We start from the raw sequence: 21,794 nt of genomic DNA, 5'->3' as shown, positions 1-21,794 counted from the left end.
GGCTAGTTCAGCGATTCAAAATACACCTGCCGGTGTTCTTGCAGTTGCTTGATCGGCATATCATACACCACAGAGTTTCGGTTATGCTTGCGTTGCACAAAGTGCACCCGGGCGATATAAGGCTCCACGATGGCTACTTCCTCTGCTTTGGCCGGCGAGACGACGATCAGCTGCAGGTGCAGCTGCTTGCATAGCTCCATTAGGAAGCGGGCCTTTTCATCGTCTTGCTTGCTGAAGGCTTCATCCACACAGATGAAGCGGAAAGAATTCGGGTTCAGGCCATCGCTGTGAATCCCAAACTGATAGGCAATGGCAGAGCTCAGGATGGTATAGGTGAGCTGAGAGCCTTCCCCTCCCGAAAGCTTGGCCGTGCCCGTGTAGCTGCGGAACAGTTTGTCAGGATCTTCGCGGTAGTACTCCACGGCTTTAAACTTGAACCAGTTGCGCACGTCCATGACCTCTTTTCTGATGCTCTCGCTCGCTGTCAAATCATCCAGCAGGGATTTGATCTTGTTAAAGCTTTCTTCTAAGATGGTATCGTCCTGCGTACGCTGGTATTCTGCCATGTTCGGCTGCCAGGTCTTTAAGCGCAGCTTGAAATCCCGTACATGCGGCGAGTGGTCTTCCTCTGCCTGCAGTTTGATGAAGGTAGGGGGATTATTTTTAAAGTTGATCTGGTGCAGGGAGCTGTTCAGCACATCTATCTTCTCCTTGATTTCATCTTCCTGTTTGTAGAGCCAAACTTGGAGATCGCTCATCATGGTGATCATCTCCTCGTCGAGGTATTTCTTGAACTGCTTCTTGTATTGCACCAACTCCTGTGATTCGATGCGAGCTAGCAGGGAAATGTAGTCCTCTATAAACTCCACGTTTTCTGATAGCCGGTGCGTGTCCACATGCCAATCAGGAAACATAGCCGCGATGACCGTATCCGGTGTTTTGAACTTACGCATGAGCCCTTCTGCAGCACTTTCCTCTTTTCGGATGGCGTTCTTCAAGTTATCCAACTGCTTTTGGATCGTTCCCCTTACGTCATATTGAAGCGCTGCCAAGGTAGCTAGATCAACTATTGGCTCTTTTACAAAGACCTGCTCAAAGCGGGACAGGTGCTCCGCATTGGCCGTACCAGCATAATGGGAGATGGTGCTTTCTGCTTCCTGAAGTTTCCGCTGCTTCTCGTCCAGATCCAAGGATAGCGTGTGAAGGGTGTTTCTTAAGCCTTGCAAGTGGTCTCTTACCTTCTTAAGCCGGCCCAGCACGTCCTGCTGCTGTTCTTTCAGCGCCTTGACTTTGTCATTTCTTTGCTTTAGATCGGAGATGGAGGCTGCATTGGCTTGTATTTTCTCAGCTATTTCCCACCAGTTAAGCTTCTCAAATTCCTGTATGTCGATAAGACGGTTCAGATCTGCCACATTGTTTGTGGCCTTCTGCTGCTGATTTTTAAAGTGGGTGACCTGATGATTAGTCTGTGTAATACTTTCCTGTAGCTCTGCGGCCTGGTCTTGCAGGCGGGCAATCTTTTCCTTGTTATCCCAGCCCAGCACATAATGCGCGCGGCTCAGCCTTTCTGGACGATCATCCTTTTCATGGCGGTTGCCCTGTTTGATCAGACCTGTTTTGGTCACTGCTTTCTCACAAAGGCTCCATTCTGTCATGTCCTCCGTGCAAATAAACCCAAAGTTGGCTTTGATCTCGTTGATAAGCCATTCGGTATAGTTCCCTTCTTTGAACGCTAGTTTGTGGATGAGTTCTTTTTCCCCCGCTTGCTGAAACAGGGGAGGGGCGGAGGGTTTGCTGTTGACCTTTTGGTAGGCGATACGGCCCTGCAGGTTATGTTGCTGGACATAGGCGTTTACCTGCTCGTAATAAGGCTCTGGTACACCAATCTGTAACGCGAAATGACGTAAGAGCCGCTCGATAGCGGGTTCCCAGGATTTTGCCTCTTCCTTCACTTTGATGAGTTCCCCAAAAAATGGCAACTCCTCTGCTGTCAGCCCAAGCGCTTGGAGCAGGTCTTTCCGGATAGCGGCCGTGCGTCCTGTAATGTTGTTCTTCTGTGACCGCAGCTGCTTTAACTCATCTGTAACACCATCGAATTGCAGCTGCAGGCTATTGTGACGCGTTTGTGCCTCAAATTCCTTGTTTTTGCAATGTTGAAGATGTTCGTTGAGCTTCTCCCTTTTCCCCACCGCTTCCTGACGCTGGTCCTCAAACAGTGCCACCGTATCCGGACTTTGCTGTAAGTCAAGCGCTGCCGCTAAGGCGTTATAGCGCTGCAGTTCACGCTCCCGGCTTTTCTTTTCTATTGTCAGGTTTCTGTTTTGGCTCTCCAGATCGGCGATCCGTTTCCCCACTTCATCGTTGCGGATTTGGATATCCAGCTCCCTTTCTGTTTCAGATAGTGCTGCCTCGGCATCTTCTTGCTGCTGGATGACAGCTTCCGTGTCAGCACGTTCCTGCTGCTTTTGCTGTATGTAATCCGCCACCAGTTGCTTTTGCTTCAGGGCAAACCAGAGGGGGAGCGCAGACTGATAGGTTTCTTGCTGCAGTTGATCTGCCTTTAAGGTGGACAGTAACACATGCTTATCCCGTATTGGAGCCAGTAGCTCGATTTGCCGGTGGGCCTTCACGATGGCCAGGTGCGCGTCGTTAAGCGTCTTAAAGTAGTCCTTTATTTTCTGGAATTCCCCTTCTGCATCCTTTTCCTCGAGCATCTGCATCCGCACAAATTCATCCAGGTTGCCGAGCACCTTCAGGCCGATGGTCTGACTGAAGAGCGTGTGTGCCTTTTCTGACAGCATGCCAAAGGTTTTGCGCATGAGGCGCCCGTACTCCCCAGGGCTGTCTGTCAAATGAATAAGCGCTTTGGCGCTTTGCTTGGCATAAGCCTGCTTCAGCCTTTTTTTCCACTCCCCGTTGCTGTCCAGGCTAGAAAAGTCCTTTACGATGGAGAGGTCCTTATGCGCCAGGATAAAAGTTCTTTTGAGCTCACCCCCAGCGAACCACCGCACTTGCGCGAGCGTGACGAAGCTGGCTTCATTTTGGAACACAGCCAGGAGCACAGACTGCGCCTGTTGTTTGTCTTGTCGAAGCCGTTTAATCTCCCTTGCTTTGGTTTCTGCATTCTCCGCTTCCCCGTATTCGCCCAGTACATAACTCTCTTCCGAGCGCTCTCCTTTCGCGCCGGCCGTCTGGTTATAAAAGCGCATTCTGCGCTCCGGGACTAAGAGTGTCAGCAAACCATCCACCAGGGTGGTTTTGCCTGAAGCGTTGGCTCCAATCAGCAAGGAGGTCTCTCCGCCTGGCTCCAGGGTGTAGACATCACGGTCGAAGGTTCCCCAATTCCAAATTTCATATCGATGGAGTCGGTAGCCAGACTCGCTGGGCTTGTTGCTAAAGAGACTGTACATCTTCCTCTAATTGTGTTTTGAAATGTGCCAATTCATCGTTGGTGATGCGGGCTTTTAGGATGCGCCGTACTTCGTATCGGTAGTCATCCTTGTCCAAGGACTCCTTGTAAACGAGCTTCAGAAAGCCCATTTTCTCACAGGCCTCCAGGTGATTGTTCAGCTCTTTGATGAACTTGAGCTCGTTGGTTTTCTCCTGAAAGAACATGTCCATTCTGTCCCGAAACTGCTTGGGGGTGATGTACAGGCGCGCGGCATCCAAGTCTCCTAATTCAAATTCCTCGAGCCACTCGCGCAGGAGGACGCAGACGAGGCTCATCTCATAGCTCAGGGGCATGCGTCTGACAAGTCCGATGGTGCTGCCATTATCATCCAGCTCCATTTGTTTTAAGTAACTGTAGCCATCGCGGGAATCGATGATGAGCTCCAGCGCAATTTGCTCGAAATACCGGTTGATCTCTACTTGATAGCGGATCAGGTCCTCCCACAGATCCGCTTGGTCTTCGAATACGGGGCCTTGTAAGAGCTTGGCGGCTACTTTGGCATAGGGCGCAACGGCGGGGTTGGTGTATGTCATAGCTTAGGCGGTAAATAATACTTGAGGCACTTCCAGGTACTTTCCTGCTAATGGGTCAAACAGAATGGTTTCCCGGGTATGTGCATGGATGAAAAACTTGTCAGAGCTATTCACAAGGGTGAGATACGCTAGCAGCTCGGCAAGGCCCTTGGTTATACCGGCGTGCTCCACTACTTCTTTCAAGGAGACCTGGGAGCGCTCTTGCAGCAGCTGGTGTATGTTAGTCAATAATTTGGCTTTGTCGATCAGGTCTGCCTGGTAAAGCTTGGCAAAGTCCTCGATGTCCTCTAATTGGAGTGCTGCCTCTGTCGGCGAGGCAATGTGCGTGTTGGTGACAGGCTTGTCACTTAGCTTACGCTCCAGGGGAAGGTATACCTGTGGGTTTTCCGCTAAGGCGAGGTAGGTGTCCCTTTCTGGGGTGGAGGAAAGCCGTTGGAGGGCAAGCTGGCGAATGGCTGCCATCAGCTCCCGGAATTTACGCGTCTCCAACTGGTTTTTGGCCATGATCTCACGCGACAGCTTATCTGCCAGCAATTTGTTTTTGTCTAATACTTTGCGGGCAGCCGTGTGGAGGAAGGGCTTTAGCTTTTTCAGAAATTTGGAGGAGGTTTCGATTTCCCGGTCCTCCAGTATGTGGTAAACTTCCTTTGTCAGCTGTTGAAGTTCCTGCTGACTTTCCTCATCCAGCATAAAGTGCCAGAAGGCATAGAAACTCTTTCCCTGGTCTGTGTTCTTTAAGGCATAGAGCGCATCAAAGGTATCCGCTAGCAGCTGGCCCTTGCTCAAGCCATGTTGTTGCTGCTTTTCGTATATTTTTTGCGTGATTTCCTTGAAGTTATCCTCCACTTCTTTGAAATCACCCATCAAGTCATTGGCAAGACGATTGACCTCCTCGAAGCGAGATTTGATTTGATAGTCCTCATAGGTGCTGACATAGCCGTCTACCTTGATTTTTCTGATCTCCTCCTCAATGGCCAGTTTCTTTTTCTCCAGTTCGGCCAGGCGCTTTTCCTGATCCGGGTTGGCATGCTCTACAAGGTCGCGTAGCTTGTGGAAGATGTCCTTGAACTTGGACTCGGTACCGACAAATTCCTTTTCCTTGAGAAGCTCCAATACCTGAAAAACCTTCTCTGTGTGCTTTGTCAAGAGCACATAGGGCTCTTTGGTGGATTCATCCACCATGTTACGGAGGTAGTGGGCATCAATCCATCGGTCCAGGTACAGTTTGGCCCGATCGCCATAATCTGAAAAGAAGCGCTCAGCATGCGCCTCCTCGTCCTCCTCGCTGTAATTATGTTCCTCTAAATAGTCCCCAAGCTTTTGGAGGAGGTGCTGATAAGGAACCGTAACCTCCTGCGTTTGCTTGAAGGCTTTAAACAAGAAAGCGACGATCAAGGGAAGTTGCCTGGCCCTGAGCAGTTTTAAGCTGACGGAGGTGTCCGTCAGTGATTTTGATTTAAGTAATGTTTCCATTTAAGTGGAGGTTAGACTTGCGCAAACTACACGACACTTCCCTTCTAAAATGACCCTGTGCTTCCCAATAACATGGTCCACTCTAGCAGTGTGCTGGTACCATATAGCATTAAGTAGCCAATATCAAATATAAATTAAAATATATGGCTTTACTAATGTTTTTATCTGTATTGACTAAGATTTAACGCTTTTTCAATGGTGCAGCCATTATCAACAAGTAGCGGGTGCAGATCTCGGCTACTTCTACATGCTTATGCATAGTGATAGCGCTTAAAACTTTTTTTGTGGTAATGCAGGAGATGCTTTGTGTTGTCCCTTTCCATTACCCGAACCACAGTCGAAGGGAGGTCTTAATCTAATGGAACAGTAGCAGGTGAGAACAGATCTTGACCCTCCCGTAGCGGTGCGTGCCTCGAATGTCCAGGATAAGGTTAACCACCTCATTTTCCATTTCTGCTTAGCCAGGCGGTTGAGGTCGCATGGTGCGGTCGGGCAATCCTTACCCAGATTGACGTCTGATTCCCCGCTCTAGGTTGGAGTGGGCGGTGCCACAACGGTGGGCAGCCTTGTCGATGATCCCTAGTTGTTGGTAAACTTTGATCCATTCTGCTCTAGTTTAATGCATCTGCTTTGCTTTTTCATTACGATACAGACAAAAAAGCTGTGGATTTATAGATAACTCTTTCAAATTACCTACAACCCCACAGCTTCAATGGTAGTGATATTACAAGATCAACCCGATACCCGTAGCTGTAACGCAGCTTTTAAATCTTCATAATTAAATCTCAAGATCTGATTTAAGCGTGTACCAACTCTCTATGTCTCCAAATGTTTTGAGACGTGCGGCGATCAAATCCAGGACGGAAATTATCTCCTCCGAGTTTGGCAACGTGCCAAACACGAGGGAACGGAATTCCTGCTGATAGGCGGTCTCCAAAGAATTCCAGACTCCTCTTGCATCTGCAAACAGCAGGCAGGCGTCCAACGGCTGCACGGCCCAGTCCCCTTGAAACTCGCTGTTGCGGGCATCATCTTCCTGCACGGCCTTTATCATTTGGAAGAAGTCCTCGCTGTGCAGAAAAGTGGCTACTGCAGGTGCTTTTAGCATGGCGTGCAGGTCGTAGACATGGCGGATCTTACTGCCCAGTTCATCTAGGGGTTTCTCGGCATAGGAAGCCCGCACCAATGCCAGCACTTTCTCGGTGAAGGTACGCTCTAGGCTGACCACGTTCACCTCAAATGGGGCTAGTCCATATTGCCTGATCAGGTCCAGCAAGCCGCGCTGAGCCATAAACTGGCTGATGTAGGTCTTAATCGGCATGAGCTGGTGTGGGTTGGGGCTGGCAAATGAGTTGATTTCCACCAGAATCTTGTCGGTGGCCTGACCATAGTCTCCCTGTACGGAGGCTCCATAGTCGTGAAGCGTTTTTCGGAAGCGGGAGCCCTTGCTGGTCCGATAAGGGTCATCTACCTCCACCATGTCCTTTGTGATCTCTTTTGAGATTTTACGGATCAGCTGCATGACCTGGTTGTTGGTCATGCCTTCGTCGGCATTGATGGCCAGGTCGATGTCCTCGGAAAAACGCTCAATCAGGTTGTAGGCCTTGGATAGGGAGGTGCCGCCCTTGAAGATAGCCTGCTTTACGAAGGGGGAGTGGGCCAAGCGGTAGAGCACCAGCGTCACCCAGTAGTCTTTCTCTACATACACATCCCTGATCTGCAGGAATTCTGCCGTGGTCGTAATGGCGTCCCGGAACACCTCCGGGTTCTGGTGCAGGTTCATATGATATTCCAGTCTTTCCTGTTGGGCAATATGCTCTCGCTAATGCCTAGTTTGTATTTACTCAGCGGGTTCAATGACTGCCTTAGCGTGTCTGCCTCCTCTGCATAACCGACTTGCTCCAGCAGGGCTCCCAGTAGGGCGCGGGTAGCGGGGTTGTAGTCCAGCGCCAGCTCTATGAGTCGATCCGTGTCGCCTTCGGCTAATTTTTTGACATACTCCAGCAGCATGAGGATGGTATTCTTACTGTTGCGGTCCGGAATCTTTTTGAATCCGCGCAATGCGTCCAGAATCTGCAGCTTGTCAATGTCAGACTCGCTGAAGTTAGCGGGGCTCTGCACATAGCGGATCCTGGTTCTTCCAATGTTGGCTACCCGGCGCTGCTTGCGCGTCATCAGCGTCACCTCCTGGGGCACCTGCGTTGTCAGGCCCAGCTGGTTGTAAAGCCCCATACCGCTCTCGTACCCTTTGACTTTGCCTTTGGAGGTGCTGAGGCTCTTGATGATCTCTTTTTCGGATGGTCTCACTTTCCCGAAAACAGTTTCCTTTGGCTTATAGTAGCGGCCTTTTGCCAGGCGGTTAATCACCCCCTGCTTAGCCAATCTACTAAGCGCGGCTGCTAGGGCCTCCAAATGACTGTCATTTACCTGGAAGTCGGCATAAGTGAGCAGCTGCCCGGGCTGGGCCTGCTCAATTCTTTCCCGGACTTGCTGCATAATACTCATGTTCTGCTTCCTCTTTAGCGTGTAACCACATGCAAAGGTAAGCAATTGTCTGATGGAGTGTCAAGTTTTTACGTTATAAAACTTGACAAATGCAGGTTGTAATAATTTGGTTCCTCTCAAAGGCCTGTTCAAAGAATCAACAGGGGTAGGCAACGATACAGCTACTTTTCAAACCTCCTTAGCTGTTTTCGCTTTGCCAAGTAGGCGAACCTAGTTACCACTGGTACCTATAAATTAAAGAACCACTTTTTCATCTTTACCCAAATGCCATTTGCGGAAGTGCAGCTTTCTTCCTTTGTTGCTTCTAGAAGTTCTCTTTCTCCTTTACTGGCCTTAGCTTTCTTCTTTTCATAATAAACAGCCTTTTCATACTTTTCTTGTTGTTGCCCCTCTTTTATCTTCGTAGCGCTCCATTGGCCAGCCCACTTTATCCTGTTGTTTGTGATCCAATAATGCGATTTACAGGAGAAGTTCCAGTTACCTATGGAGGGATAAAGGGAAATCGACTCCCCATCATAAGTCAGCTTCCAGTCTGTGGGTGACAGCGGAGTGGACACCTCCATTCCGCAGCCGCAACAGCAGCTGTGCGCTACAATTCCGTAAGCTACAGAGATGTAAACAACACCTTTTTCCAGTTCCTCGGGTATGTACTCTACAAACTCATGTCTCACGGTCTTCACTCAACAGCATGTTTACGTTAATAGAGTAAGTTGAATGGTGCTCCTGCTCAAAGTCCTGGTAAAACCCGAACAGCTTTTTCCATTTTATCACGGCAAGGGTTGCGTTCAGTGCGTTCAAGTCGGCTATCTGAATATTGGTGTTGTATTCGTTTTCTGCCTCATCGACCAGGGGAATTCGCTTCTTTATATGGTCTTTCTTCTTGGATGTGCCAGTTGTTACTCTTACGTCACCCAGTAGTGCGTCTTCCACTCTTTGGATGCCTATGCCGACGTCAATGAACGGAATGTTCCGCTCACACAGATAGTCGATGATCATGGCTTTCGCCTCTCCTCTGTCCAGACAAAGGAAAACAAAGTCCATGCTTGAAAGCGCCGTAACGTTAGAGGCGTCAATGTATTGGCTATGGGCAGTGATATTAAGATGCATGTTTGAGTAGATCTCCCTAAAATAGTCTACCTTTTTCATGCGCTCCAACAGCTTCTCAACAGACGGGGCTCCAGGAGCCCGAAAAGCATTGTGCTGCAACAACGTGTCCCCATCAAAAAGATGAACCGCTTCAACCGGTGTTTTAGCAACAAGGTCCAGTATATAAGAGCCCGTGCCCCCTAGTCCCACTATAGCAACTTTCAGACCTTTGAGCTTGGCAGAAACCGTGTCTATCCTGGCTCTTGCTGAATTGCTGTCGGCATACCTGAAGGTTGCCTCTGGTCCTTCAACTGTAATCACTTTAGAAGTCCTGGCTGTCACTGTATCGTCCACTGAAACTGCAGGGGCTGACAAGATATTGACATAGGTGCTCATCTTTTCGTAGTAGTCAGCATATCCTGCAGCAGGCTTGCTGGAGAGGTAGTGGTTTGCTACAACTTCGCCGATAAGCGGATAACTACCAGAGGAATTGATGATGTGGTCCATCCTACGCCTGTCCTTATGGCAGGGAGCCTCGCCTACAAAGTAGGCCACGTGCGTATCCGGCTTGAATGTCATTTCCCCAGCAAGGGTTAAAGTCGAAACAAGTACGCCATACTTTATTTCTCCTGAGGAATTCAGGTAGGGTACATGGTGTACCAGTAAGTACCCACCTTTGACTTCCATCTCAAAGCCTTCATCCCAAAGGCGTTTGAGGTCGGGGCTACGATTTATTAGTTGCTGAGACATTGAATATCATCCCTTCTTTTACTTTCACTACATCTCCTGCATCCATAGACCCCTCGGGCTTGTTTCCTTCACCTCTTTTGTAAGTGACTGTGTAAGCTGTGTTGGGGTTTTGAGGTGTTGCTCCATAGGCAAGCATAACTACTTCGTTGAAGGAGATCTCCTTCCCCTTGAATGTCCTTGGCCTTCCCGATACAATAATGTTGTACTCCTTATTCTGTCCTGGAGCGTCATTCTTACTTTGCTCTGTGTTGTTCATAATGTTATTTTTTTCTTTGATGTTGACCCAAAGCTAAAACAGGTGAACGCAGCCTATTTGCGTTCACCTGTTTTTTTGTATCTTTCTCAAAAATAAATTTTTATGCCTCAAAATAAGAATGCGCTCGTTCGCATGCAGGTGATTGATGCGTGCCTGAGAAGTAGGACTAAAAAGTACTGGTCCAAACGTGAGTTGATTGATCGGATCGGTGAAGCGAAAGACATCAGGGTAAGCAGGAGAACCCTAGACCATGACATTTATCAAATGCGTTACTGTTCGCAGCTTAATTACAATGCCCCTATTGAGTACTTAAAGAAAGAAGACGGGTACTTTTATACGGACCCCAATTTCTCAATAGAGAAGCTTCCCTTAAACGAGGTAGAGATCAATGCACTCGCTATGGCCGCTGCTACACTAGGGCAGTACAAGCACGTGGACGTGTTGAGTCAGTTCTCCTCTACCATTGACAAGGTAATAACCTTAGTGAAGAACCTAAAGCAGGAGGGGACCCGTGATGGCTTTAGCTTCATTGATTTTGAAAAGGCTCCTTACTCAAAAGGAAACGAGCACCTTGATTTCCTTATTGAAGCTATTAGAAACAGAAAGGCTGTCAAACTCTCTTATTTGAAGTTTGACGACAGCATGCCAAATTCCCGTACAGTTAGCCCTTATCTACTTAAAGAATACCGGAATAGGTGGTATTTGCTTTGCGTGCAACATGAAAACGGGCAATTAAGGAAGTTCGGGCTTGACCGGATTGTTAGTCTTGAGCCTGCACACAATGTCAGCTATGAGAATTACACGAGCCTCAATCCTGAACTGTATTTCAGAAACGTTATTGGAATATCCTTCGAAGGAGAGAAAGTCGAAGAGGTTATACTTTCTTTCTCACCACACGACGGCAATTATGTAAAAACACAGCACCTTCACAACTCGCAGGAAACGCTGGTAGATGATAACAACGAATTGAGAATAAAGCTGAATGTCGTTATTAACTATGAGTTGATCTCCACCATATTAAGCTTCGGGAAAGGTGTAAGGGTAATAAGCCCTGTAGTTCTTAGGCAGCAAATAGCCAATATACTGGCAGAGTGTTGTCAGTTTTACTATCCTGATAGTGAAGAGGTGAAAGCCATTGATTTTTAGGATATTTAGCTGACACCCGCTTTGACACTTCTTTTTTCGGTCTGAGGAGCTAAATATTCTGGAGTGGTTAAAAGATCAGTTCCTCCATCTATCCACTTCCGAGTTGGTGAACATGAGCCATGAGGAGACCACCAGGCAGGATAACTATCAGAGCAAATCCCGGATCAGCTATCAGCGGTATGCATTTATGCTGAAGCATTTCTACTTTGTCCCTAATGTTGCCGATTTAACCTGCCTAGGATACACCTGGTTGTTTTACCTGGTGTCAGGTGAATGTCCAGTTGTTTAATTAAAAAACTGGACATATTTGTACTCCGTAAGCTTCAATTTACTTATGCTAAAAGCTGATTACATGGCATCTACAGGAGGTGGGTTTCTAAGAGGGCTTTATTTCACCCATAGAGACTTTAGATCACAGGTGAATGGGAAGAGATCAGTCATGAAAGCGTTACTGACCTTATCATTTGTGCTGTGTGCGACCCTGAATCTGAGGGCGCAGAGCCTGTTCTCTGTTCTTCACCTGAACGAGGAAACCGCCGTGCACCAGGGTGTGCCCAGACAGATAACCGAAATCCGGACATTTTACAACACGGATGGCGTTGACATAAAGCAAGACATCACGGAGTTCGATAGTCTGGGGCTGCCTGTATCGCTGAAAGTGCTGGACGAGCACAAACAGGTCACCTCGGTGACCACTTTCCGGTACGACAGGGTCAATCGGGTCATACTGGAGAAGCACCTGAGTCAGCTGAAGGTTCGGTTTCCGACAAACAAAGTCCGCACGATCTACACCTATGATGCTTTAGGGCATTTGGTAAACATCACTTATTATAACCAGCAAGGAAATGTCGTGACGGAAGTGCATCTGACGAATGATGCAACAGGCCTGCCAACCGAATTCATACTGTATGAACCGCCAGGCAATATGATCGGAGTAGAGTTGGGTACATATAGGCCAAGCGAGAATCAGGCCATCGTGCAGGTAATCAATAACAGAGGCGAACTGCTATCCTCTGATACGTTGAAGATAAGCTTTAAAAACGCGCATCAATTCAAGTTTCCAGCCACGACAAAGTATAATCAACATGGGGATGTCATCGCCTCACAGAGTAGATGGCATGACGGTAGTATCCACTACAAGGAGTTCGATTACGAGTACGACGGGACGGGCAACTGGATTGAGCAGCGGGCTTACGAGGTGACTTTCAAAAAGAATGGGAAAAAGAACAGGAAATTGAAGTCGCTGTTCAGTAGAGAGATTAACTACTGGAATAGCTAATAAGTCCTTCTGAATCCTGTCTGTAAGAAGGATCAACTGATTTCGGGGGAGCCTGTAAGTACAGCGGAACGGTAGCTCCGCTGTACTTCAGTTCCTTACAGCCCTAATCTGCTAAAACCAGCCTTTCATTCTCTTCCGGGGCAAAGCCTTGCCTGGGCGCCTGCTCCATGCCTGCGGCCATGGCTAGTACTATATTGACGCCTAAGCGGGCATAGCAAAAAGCCGGGATCTCGTGTATCAGAAGATGCTATGCTTTCAAAAGTGTATTTTTGCCAACAGGGAGTAGCTGCAGGATTCTGTTGACCGTTATACGCAAAGCAGGTGAATGCTTCCATGCCTCCAGCTTTGGTGCGAGATCTTTGTCTGCGGCTGACTTATTCAGGGAAACAACCTCCAGGTAAAGTTCAAGCAGTTTCTTCTGGTGCTTGATCGGTTCATCCGGCAACTGAAGCAGCAGGGCAGTGATTAGTTCTTTCAGCTTCGCATTATGTTTGCCCGAAACCTGGAACATGTTGCTTATGATTAGATCAGTAAAGCGTTTCAGCGGGGCAAATTCAATCTGCTCCTGCAGGCCGATGATTTCACCGATCAATTCACTTTGGATGGTTTCATCACTTACCCCCTTGATCCAGATCTCAGCGGCAAAAGCCCGAATGGTTTTATCGCTGCTTAGCATACAGGTGGCCACAAACAAATGAGCAGTCGTTCCAAAGTGCTGCCATAGTTCCTGCAGGGTGCTGATGGAAGCTAACACCATTTTTCTGTCTGCCTCACTCCAAAAGGAAGGGTAGGTGAGGCAGTGGCCGATAACCTGGGCCAGCAGTGGCTCCGGGTTATTGGGAGTGAGCATCAGCAGGCGTTGGATATCGTTATGCTCGGCGTCCAGGTGATTCACTTTCAGGATCAAGAACTCATACACCAGCGGCGATGATCTCTTCTGGAGCGGGAGCAGCTTAATCAGTTTACCTTTGAGACCGGTCTCGTGTTGCTTTGACTTTGCCTGCTCGAAATGCACCCGCAGTACTTTTCTTGTATCCTGCTGCTGGAGCTCTTGCTGGGTTGCATAATCGTATTTCTTGTAAGTATAGGTCTCCAGCAGCGCCTGCCATTCAAATTGTCCGGTCAGATATTGAAGCGGTAATTGTGAATTGGAAGACGCTAAGATTGTCGGGTGGAGCTGTTTAGGTGTCTTGGATAATGCAGCGGACGTCCAGGCCGCGGGTGTACCGAAAGGAGAATTGGGTAAGACGTCCGGCTGTAGCAGGAACTGGAAGAGACGGCCATATTCACCCGGCAACTCCTTCGCAGCAGCAAGGGCTTCAGCAGCATTCTCCAGTGCACAACGTGAAATGGCCACCTGCAGATCCATAGTAGCTGGCTTCTTACCGGCTGCTGCATACCGAGCCAGACGGTTTACCAGAACGGTGGGGGCTATCCAGCCCGGAGCATGCGTGGGCGTCGACAGTAAGGGCAGGCTGTCTCCTTGCTTGAGCTTTTCCTTTACGGTCAGCAGGATTTGCTTGTGAGGCTCATAAACAGGATTCTCCGTATGCGTTTTCCAGGCTTCAAAGCTGAATAGCCGCAGGTTGTAAAAGGACCCCCGCTCCTTGTTTTCCTGGTCCTCCTTCATGTATTTATTATGCATGTCGGCCAGGGACTGCGTCTCTTCCGGGTAGTTTTCATGCAGCATATAAGCATAGTTCACAAAGAAGGTGGCCAGCATATGTTCCAGATAGCCCATGTTGCTCTGCCAGTCACTGAGCAGAAGTTTATAGGCCCTTTGAAAAGCCGGCTCCAGCTTTGAGATGTTCTCTCCCCGGATCTCGTGCTGCAGATCCACTAGCGCCGCGGACAGAAGATCAAAGTGGTAAGGTTGGTTATTGTCAAAAGCCTGGCTTGCTAAGTAGACCAGCTCATCAAAGGTCTGAACAGACTCTATTTGGTTTTCAGTACCTAAAATTGGCTCGTGTACAACATCCTCAGAAAGCCCCGGAAGGGATGTCTCCGACATCGCTGATGTGCTGACTAAATCCTGCAACAGGTTTCTGGCATTAACGAAGAGGGAATCGTAATATGTGGCCACCGCTTCCCTCACCGCTGCGTCAGCGGGATCTCCATACTGCTGCACCAGCTTGGCCGCCCGGCTTTGGATGGCGTCATCGGGCTGTATAAAAGCCTGGCATACCGCCTGGCTGATGCTGTTGGCTTTGTCTTTGTTCTTCCTGGCCAGTGTGTCCAGTATCATCAGCGTCGAGGCAACCACCCCTTTAGTCTCTGAAGTCAGCAATAGGGGTGCGCTTTCCAGGAACGCATCCAGGTAAAAGGCCTGCTCTGCCGCCAGTGTTTTAAGGTATTTCAGCGACATGTTGACCACCTTGCTATGCGGGGAATTGAAGACGTGCAGTAAATCCCTTTGTAAGGCCAGCAACTCCTCTCTTGTCGGGTTCAGCTTGATGAAAAGCTCAGCAAACCAGCCGGATAATGTCTTATTGAAATTCCGGTTAGTAGCTGCCAGGGTTTCTTTCAGGAGTCGTTCCCTGTTTATCTTTCCTTGGTTGGACATGGTTGTAAAGGCTTCTATCCAACCGGTTTTCTCTGAAGCGGAGTTTTTCGAGAAGTTCAGGTATCTGTCACTCCAGTTAATGCCTGACTCCATTTCAAATAAATACCATATATGCTCTCGGAGCGTTACCTCCCGGAGAAGGAGGTTCTCAGGCCTATAGCTCCATTCGTTACCGTTCCTCTCAAATATTGCCTGAGGGAGAAGCTTTGCCAGCAGGTTTTTGGCAGGAACCAGGTAACCCTGCTCGGTCAGCTCCATGACCCATTCATAGCTTATAAAATAGGGCGTGTACTCAGCCTCACCGTATTTGTTTATGAAATCACTGAACCAGGGCGGGCAATACCAGTGGCTGATCCTGGCCAATGTCTCTTTCTCCAACACTTGCGAGGCGGCCCATGATCGCTCAAACTCGGACAGGTTAAAGAGCACAAAGGAGGCGATCCCGAGCATTTGTCGTTGGGACGTTGTGGCAATACTCGTAAAAGTGGTCTTATTATCTAGGGTGACTGACTTATACTCCAGGTATTCTTTATTCAATTTCTTTACATGTGGGACAAGGCTTTTCCTCTGCTTGGGGTCCAATGATCTCAGAAATGGAATCAGGTCCTCTTCACGCTCGTTTTCAATGAGGTGGGTAAGCTGCTCTTTCATATTCTTGTGGTGGTCTTTTAACAGGCCAGTTTCTTTTTTACAGACAATATATGTTTGCAAGGACCTCTTTCTCCCTGATGTTTACTGTACCAGGTACAAGTACAGCGCTCTTTCTCTCCTTCCAGCAGCACCACGTGGTTAACACCGCTGCCTTCTACTCGGGCTTCTACCTTTATATCGGTCTGAAGCACCAACTCCACCTTCCCTTCGGACAAAAGCTTTTCAGCGTCTTTCATGCGCGGATTCAGGTTCAGGATACGGTTTAGCTTGAAAGGAAGGCTTCTGTAAAAGAAGTGGTTCTCATCCAGGTCAAAGCCCAATAAGCCCATCGCAGAGAGCCTTCCTGTGATGTTTTCCATCTTCCGCAGGTCCAATCCTTCCTGTATGGCAAGCAGGGTTGGGTTGAACTCCTGGTTGGCATAACTGTATTTATCTACCAGGTCTATCCATTCCTCCGGAACGTCCGCAATCAATGCCTCTAAGGCGGCTCCTTCACCTGAAAAGCCACGCCACGCATCACGGGAAAGAGAAAGACTGAAACGCACATTGCCAAAGTATAGCTGCCAGGTGGTAGATTGCATAGTGGGGTGTGGGAAAACCCGGAGCTCGTCTGCTAAAGGCAAAAGAGGCTCCAGCAAACGCAAGCGGTGTATACCTCCAATGCAGATAGCGGCAGTTGATTTCACCGGGGAGAAAGCAGGCTTATTGCCACGCACAGTCAGGTAGTAATCTGTCTTAGGTTTGCCATTCGGGATGCTCTTGAAAAGCTGTAAAGCCTGTAAGCGGTTAAAGGTATAGGCTTTTTCAGCCTCGGCCAGGTAGAGTTGCACGGTGGTGAGCCCCTTGATCCATTTGGTTGGGAGCGGTACCTTGCGTTCCACTACCTTACGCTCATCTTTGAGCAGGGCGACTTCTTTTTTGCCTACTGAGAGCATCACCTTATCGCTTTTGCCAATGCTGCTCAATGCCGAGAGCATGGGCTGATTGAAGTCCACATTGGTTGTGCCATTGGCCAGAAACTCTCCGTCATGGCCATCCGGCCCTACATCAACACGGGCGTATACGCCGGCACAGTGAGAGAAGCCTTCAAACCGGATCTTGCTGTTACCCGCTGTTACGATTGGGTCTTTTAGCAAGGCTAACTGGAAGGGGGAGAGGTTAAAACTGGACTGTACCACATTGGAAAGGGTGATCAGGCAGCGTGCGGTGATGTAGGGATTTGTAAGCTTTCCCCAAAAAAAGCAGTCGACATCCTTTTTCTGAACCTCACTGTACTGGGCTAGGAACAGTTCGTCAAGGCCATTTGCCTTGTTGAGCAAGGAGGGTTGCTTGTACTGGTAAACAATAGTATCTGACATAATGCAATCGTAACAATAGAGGATAGGAAATCAACCCTTTAAAAATGAGTGTAAATTACTTAGATGGTCGATCTCTGTTTAGTAAGCTAAAGATAGTATTATGCTGCAAAGTCTTCACCGTGTGAAGTAGAAAACTTATTGTCCACGCCTTGGCCTTTATTAACCTGACTTAATTGACGCGGTACTTTATGATTCTGGTAGTTAACGAATGTATTCACACCTGATTAGGAGGTAAATAAAAAAGACGGTTTATTGTAGCCGCAAAGTTTTACGTTACAGTAAACCGTCTTTAAACTTCTATCCATTCGAGTCTTTTAGCTATAGCCTCGGATCTACTGATTCGCTCTCCAGCGCCAGCACGCCGAACACACACTCGTGCACCCTGCGCAATGGCTCATGCCTTACAAAGCGCTCCAGTGCTTCCACACCCAGCGCAAATTCCTGCAGGGCCAGCTCCCGCTTGGCCTTGACGTGGCGCTGCTTGAGCCGCTCCAGGTTACCGCTTAGGTCATACTCCGGGCCGTAGACAATGCGCAAATACTCGCTGCCGCGGCACTTCATGGCCGGCTGTATCAGCCTATCTTTGAATGTCGGCACAAAGTCCAGCGGCTTGACCACCATGCCTTCGCCACCGGCTGCTGTCAGCTCCGTCCACCAGTTCACGGCGGTATTGACGCTCTCGGCATCCTCCAGGTCCACCAGCAGGTGGCTGGTCAGGAGCAGGAAGAGCTCGTCCTGGCGGCAGATATGGCTGATCTGCTCCATGTGCCAGGTATGCGGCTGGTCCGCGTGCACTTTCCCCTCTGAGGCCAGGATATGGAAAGGCGCAAAGGACATCCCTTCGATTCCTTCCGTTTCGCTGGTATAGTGTCGGTAGGAGGTGATGTACTGATCAATGGCCTGTGCCCGCTGCGTGACAATTTCCAGCATCTCATCCACCTCCAGACCTCGCGCCAGGGCCTGCTGCAGCACTTCGCCAGCCCGGGCCAGGCTGTTGGAGGCAGAAGCCCCGACTGCTGCGTACTGGTTTACGACCAGATCCTTTGCCTTGGAAGACCAGGGCAGCAGCTCCCCATCCAGGCACACCCAATCGGTGCCGAAGCTGTCCCAGAAATCCGCCGCCGTGAGTGCTTTTTGTAGCACCTCCAGGAAAGCTGTTTCTGTCGCCATATCCGAAAAGAAGCGGCGTCCCGTGCGGGTGTAGATAATGCCCGGCGCCGCGTGCTGCATGCCGAAACGCTTCACGGCCACTTCCGGATCTTTGCAGACGATGGCGATGGCGCGGGAGCCCATGTGCTTTTCTTCACAGATCAGGTGCCGCACACCGTTCTTGCGGTAGTAGCTGAAGACCTCCAGCGGGTGCTCCAAATACTCGGGCAACCCGCTGGTTTCAGGCGGCGACATAGTCGGCGGCAGGTAGACCAGCCACTTGGGGTCTACGGCAAAGCGACTCATGACCTCCAGCGCCGCCACCGCGTTCTCCTCCCGCACAATCACGCGCTTGCCAATACCTGTCTCCACGATGTACTTCTCCCGCACCAGGCTAATGTCGAGCATGTCGTCCTCTGGTTGTGGCGCTGTTGTTGTCGTTTCAGGTATAACCGGTCTGATGGGTTCGCTGTATACTGCTTGGCTGTCCACGGAAACGGTCTCCCGCTCCGGATAGCGCAGTGCCGTCAGACTGCCGCCGAACACGCAGCCGGTGTCGATGTTGAGCGTGTTGTTGAGCCAGTCGATGCCCGGCACCGGGGTATGGCCGTAGACCACAGTAGCTTTTCCGCGGTAGCCCTTGGCCCAGTCGTGGCGCACCGGCAGCCCGAACGCATCCACCTCGCCGGTCGTTTCGCCGTAGAGGCAGAAGGCGCGCACCGCAGCGGCGGCCCGTCCGTGCATTTCTTCCGGCAGGCCGGCATGCGCCACCACCAGTTTCCCCTCATCGAGCACATAGTGCGCGATAAGTCCGTCCAGGAAGGCGCTGACTTCATGTTTGAAATCATCAGAAGTGTCGGTTAATTGCTGCACCGATTTCTCCAGCCCGTGCGCCAGGCTCACGTTCTTGCCTTGCAGGTAGCGCAGCAGCTTGTCGTCATGGTTGCCGCGGATGCAGAGGGCACTGCCACTTCGCACCATGTCCATCACCAGGCGCAGCACCTCCGGCGACTTGGGTCCGCGGTCTGTCAGGTCACCCAGGAAAATGGCCTTACGGCCGGCAGGGGCCTGTACCTGGTAGCGTCCGTCTGCACCTTTACTTAAGTTATAGCCAAGCTTTGTCAGGAGCTCCTGCAGCTCGTCGAAACAGCCGTGCACGTCGCCGATGATGTCGAAGGGGCCGGTCTCTTCTTTTTTGTTGTTCCAGAGCGGCTGCCGTATGATCCGCAGCTCCGCCTCCGGGTCCACCACATAGGTATAGCCAAAGCCTTCGCGCTTGATGGACTTGAGCGTGCGGCGGTACATATCGTAATGCTTCTCGATCACCTGGCGCCCGAAGTTGCGGTCAGTGCGCCCATCGTGCCTTTCCAGCAGCTTGCGTATAGGCGTGTCAAGCACAATGGCGGCTGCCAGGGCGTAGTTGTCCTTGGCCAGCTTGACGAGTTTGGCGCGGTCGTCCTTGTGCAGGTTGAGCGCGTCGATCACCGTCAGCTTGCCCCGCTTCAGGCGCTTGGCGGCCAGAAAGTTCAGCACTTCAAAAGCGTCTCCGGTGGCGCTCAGATCGTTCTCATCATCCGATACCAGGGCGCGGCAATAGTCGGAGGAGATCACTTCGGTGCCTAAAAAGTGTTTTCTGGCGAAGGTGCTCTTGCCGGCGCTGCTCGGCCCCACCAGCAGGACCAGGGCTATTTCGGGTAGTTTTATTTCTTTCATGCTTGTTTCGTCTTTTTAAATACCGCCAGTTGGGAGGGTGCTCCAACTCCTGGCTCTTCCTGGCCCACCGGCTCCAGGCTGACCTCGTAACCAAAGCTGCGGCAGATGTGGTCGCACCAATTGCTGAACTGCTCCCGCGTCCACTCAAAACGGTGATCCTCGTGTCGGAAGGCCTCTGCGTCCAGCTTTTCATAAATGACGTTGTATTCAGCATTGGGGGTGGAGAGTACCACCGTATCCGGGGCAGCGTAGCCAAAGACGACACGCTCCATGGCCGGCAGCCTTTCCTCGTCCAGGTGCTCGATCACCTCCACCAGGGCCACGGCGTCGTAGCCCTTCAGCCGCTCGTCGAGGTATGTCACCGACCCCTGGAAAAGCGAGAGCCGCTCGCGCAGGGCAGGGGAGGCCTCGTTCAGGTGCAGGTTTTCCTTGGCCAGCTGCAGTTCTGAAAACGACACGTCCATACCTGTGATCTTCTTAAACTGCCCTTCGCGGAGCAGGAGCTGCAGCAGTTTGCCCGAGCCGCAGCCCAGATCCAGCACACGTTGCGCACCGCTCTCTTTCAGTCGCTCAAAGGCACGGCGGAGGCGCTGCTGGTGCAGGCTCTCCTGTAGCGGCGACCGGTAATCAGTTAGCGGCAAGGCCTCTTCGCCAGCCAGGCGCAGAATGGCCTCGTTGGCATAGGTGCGCAGGTTGCGCAGGAAGCGGCGGGTGATCCAGTCGCGCTCCGGGTGCTGCTCCAGCCAGCCTTCGCCTTTCTGCATCAGTATCTCGATGTCGTGCTGCGAGACGTAGCTGTGACGGCTGTTGTCGAGTACTGGTATTAGCACATAGACATGGGAGAGCAGCTCCTGCAGCGTGCAGGTCTTGTGCAGCGTCAGGTTGATGTACTTGCTCAGGCCCCAGCCGGGGAAAGCGGTGTCCAACGGAATGGTCTGCACCTCCAATTCATAGCCCAGCGGCACAAAGAGCCGCTCCACGGCTTCCAACTCCGCATCCACACGCAGCGAACTCAGCCGCAGCGTGAAGGGCATGGGCGTCTGGGGCAGCTCCGGCCTAGGGTTGCACCTGCCGTTGAGCGCCGAGCCAAAGGCTTTGGAGATGGCCGAACTTAAAAAGGAGTTGCTGGTATAGGGGCGGTCGTTCACGTACTGGTCCTGCAGTGCATAATTGCCTTTGCGCACCCGCACCAGGTCTACCGGGTTGATGTCGAGCATAAGGCAGGCGGTGCAGCGTTCGGCAGTGGCCTCGGGGTAAAAGACATGCGCTTTCCCCGCCGCCAGCTCTACAGACTGTACCTTATCCGGGTGCTTGTGCAGCAGGTAGCCCAGGTCTGTGGCCGGGGAGTGGGTGGTGGTGATTTCTAAGATCATCTGATTTGTTTTCGGCTATAGCGGTATGCTGAAATGAATATAAGGTTTTATCCCTGAAAACCCTTCGGCTTACGTGCCAAAGGTGGCCTCAGATACAAAAAGCAGGGCGACAGGCAGCAAGCGACATGCTGCTCTACCACTGAGCTACATTCCCAAAGGAATGGCGGGAGTCGAACCCGCGACCTGCCGGTTAACAGTCGAAGTAACGCTTGCCTACGGCACCTGCAGTAGGTATAGAGGCGATGGGCAAATGGAGTCTTTTGCGTTACAGGCGAAGTATCTCCATTTTACGGCACTCTATTTTTTATAAAAGTGGGCGACAGACGACAAAGGACCTAAACCTTTTGCAAGGCGTTGCTCTACCAGCTGAGCTACAAGGCGCTCGCGCCCTGGCAGGAATCGAACCTGCGACCCACGAAGTAACCCTTGTCTACGGCACCACTTTTCTATTATTAAAATGAGCGGGCGACAGGCGACCGGAGTGCTTTTTTGACGTGTTGCCATTTAC

General features: G+C 50.6%; 14 protein-coding genes. 2 read left to right on the top strand and 12 right to left on the bottom strand.

The genetic code is table 11. The features are described 5' to 3' along the window. Nucleotides 1-2: 2 nt before the first annotated feature. From C8E01_RS11635 to C8E01_RS11600, 8 genes are all read right to left on the bottom strand, one after another. A complete protein-coding gene (locus C8E01_RS11635) occupies nt 3-3,410 on the bottom strand; it encodes an ATP-binding protein (RefSeq protein ID WP_116543608.1) in 3,408 nt (1,135 codons plus the stop codon). Next, nucleotides 3,394-3,984: a DUF4194 domain-containing protein gene (locus C8E01_RS11630; protein WP_116543607.1), complete on the bottom strand. Its 591-nt coding sequence runs from the start codon at nt 3,982-3,984 to the stop codon at nt 3,394-3,396. The genes C8E01_RS11635 and C8E01_RS11630 overlap by 17 nt, the downstream gene beginning before the upstream one ends. A gap of 3 nt (nt 3,985-3,987) precedes the next feature. After that, nucleotides 3,988-5,457 (bottom strand): DUF3375 domain-containing protein, encoded by a 1,470-nt coding sequence (locus tag C8E01_RS11625; RefSeq protein WP_116543606.1) that lies wholly within the window; start codon nt 5,455-5,457, stop codon nt 3,988-3,990. Between the two features lie 778 nt (nt 5,458-6,235). Further along, on the bottom strand, nt 6,236-7,240 hold the full coding sequence (locus tag C8E01_RS11620) for a nucleotidyl transferase AbiEii/AbiGii toxin family protein (RefSeq protein ID WP_116543605.1): 1,005 nt from the start codon (nt 7,238-7,240) through the stop codon (nt 6,236-6,238). After that, nucleotides 7,237-7,962, bottom strand: a complete 726-nt coding sequence (locus C8E01_RS11615) for a type IV toxin-antitoxin system AbiEi family antitoxin domain-containing protein (protein WP_116543604.1) — start codon at nt 7,960-7,962, stop codon at nt 7,237-7,239. Before C8E01_RS11615 ends, C8E01_RS11620 begins: the two co-directional genes overlap by 4 nt. Nucleotides 7,963-8,189: 227 nt before the next feature. Further along, the gene (locus C8E01_RS11610) at nt 8,190-8,642 is read right to left on the bottom strand and encodes a DUF6527 family protein (RefSeq protein ID WP_207774894.1); all 453 of its coding nucleotides are present in this window, start codon (nt 8,640-8,642) and stop codon (nt 8,190-8,192) included. Then, nucleotides 8,623-9,798 (bottom strand): ThiF family adenylyltransferase, encoded by a 1,176-nt coding sequence (locus C8E01_RS11605; protein WP_116543603.1) that lies wholly within the window; start codon nt 9,796-9,798, stop codon nt 8,623-8,625. Before C8E01_RS11605 ends, C8E01_RS11610 begins: the two co-directional genes overlap by 20 nt. Then, nucleotides 9,773-10,054 (bottom strand): multiubiquitin domain-containing protein, encoded by a 282-nt coding sequence (locus C8E01_RS11600; protein WP_116543602.1) that lies wholly within the window; start codon nt 10,052-10,054, stop codon nt 9,773-9,775. The genes C8E01_RS11605 and C8E01_RS11600 overlap by 26 nt, the downstream gene beginning before the upstream one ends. A 102-nt stretch (nt 10,055-10,156) precedes the next feature. Between C8E01_RS11600 and C8E01_RS11595 the strand changes: the two genes are divergently transcribed. Both C8E01_RS11595 and C8E01_RS11590 read left to right on the top strand, forming a co-directional pair. Further along, on the top strand, nt 10,157-11,200 hold the full coding sequence (locus tag C8E01_RS11595) for a helix-turn-helix transcriptional regulator (protein WP_116543601.1): 1,044 nt from the start codon (nt 10,157-10,159) through the stop codon (nt 11,198-11,200). 439 nt (nt 11,201-11,639) lie between these two features. Further along, the gene (locus C8E01_RS11590; RefSeq protein WP_116543600.1) at nt 11,640-12,479 is read left to right on the top strand and encodes a hypothetical protein; all 840 of its coding nucleotides are present in this window, start codon (nt 11,640-11,642) and stop codon (nt 12,477-12,479) included. Nucleotides 12,480-12,726: 247 nt separating this feature from the next. On the opposite strand, the gene C8E01_RS11585 is transcribed toward C8E01_RS11590, so the two are convergent. The 4 genes from C8E01_RS11585 to C8E01_RS11570 all read right to left on the bottom strand — a co-directional run bounded on the left by C8E01_RS11585 (nt 12,727) and on the right by C8E01_RS11570 (nt 21,286). Beyond that, the gene (locus C8E01_RS11585; RefSeq protein WP_116543599.1) at nt 12,727-15,693 is read right to left on the bottom strand and encodes a DUF6493 family protein; all 2,967 of its coding nucleotides are present in this window, start codon (nt 15,691-15,693) and stop codon (nt 12,727-12,729) included. Between the two features lie 17 nt (nt 15,694-15,710). Then, nucleotides 15,711-17,051 (bottom strand): SWIM zinc finger family protein, encoded by a 1,341-nt coding sequence (locus tag C8E01_RS11580; protein ID WP_116543598.1) that lies wholly within the window; start codon nt 17,049-17,051, stop codon nt 15,711-15,713. A gap of 318 nt (nt 17,052-17,369) precedes the next feature. After that, nucleotides 17,370-19,913 (bottom strand): polynucleotide kinase-phosphatase, encoded by a 2,544-nt coding sequence (locus C8E01_RS11575; protein ID WP_116543597.1) that lies wholly within the window; start codon nt 19,911-19,913, stop codon nt 17,370-17,372. Then, entirely contained in the window at nt 19,910-21,286 is a 1,377-nt protein-coding gene (locus tag C8E01_RS11570) for a 3' terminal RNA ribose 2'-O-methyltransferase Hen1 (protein ID WP_116543596.1), read from the bottom strand. Before C8E01_RS11570 ends, C8E01_RS11575 begins: the two co-directional genes overlap by 4 nt. Nucleotides 21,287-21,794 lie beyond the last annotated feature (508 nt).

The sequence above is a fragment of the Pontibacter virosus genome, from assembly GCF_003096355.1.
GTDB classification, from domain to species: domain Bacteria; phylum Bacteroidota; class Bacteroidia; order Cytophagales; family Hymenobacteraceae; genus Pontibacter; species Pontibacter virosus.
Note: the sequence above shows the minus strand (reverse complement) of the source record. Positions and strands in the feature narration are given on the sequence as shown.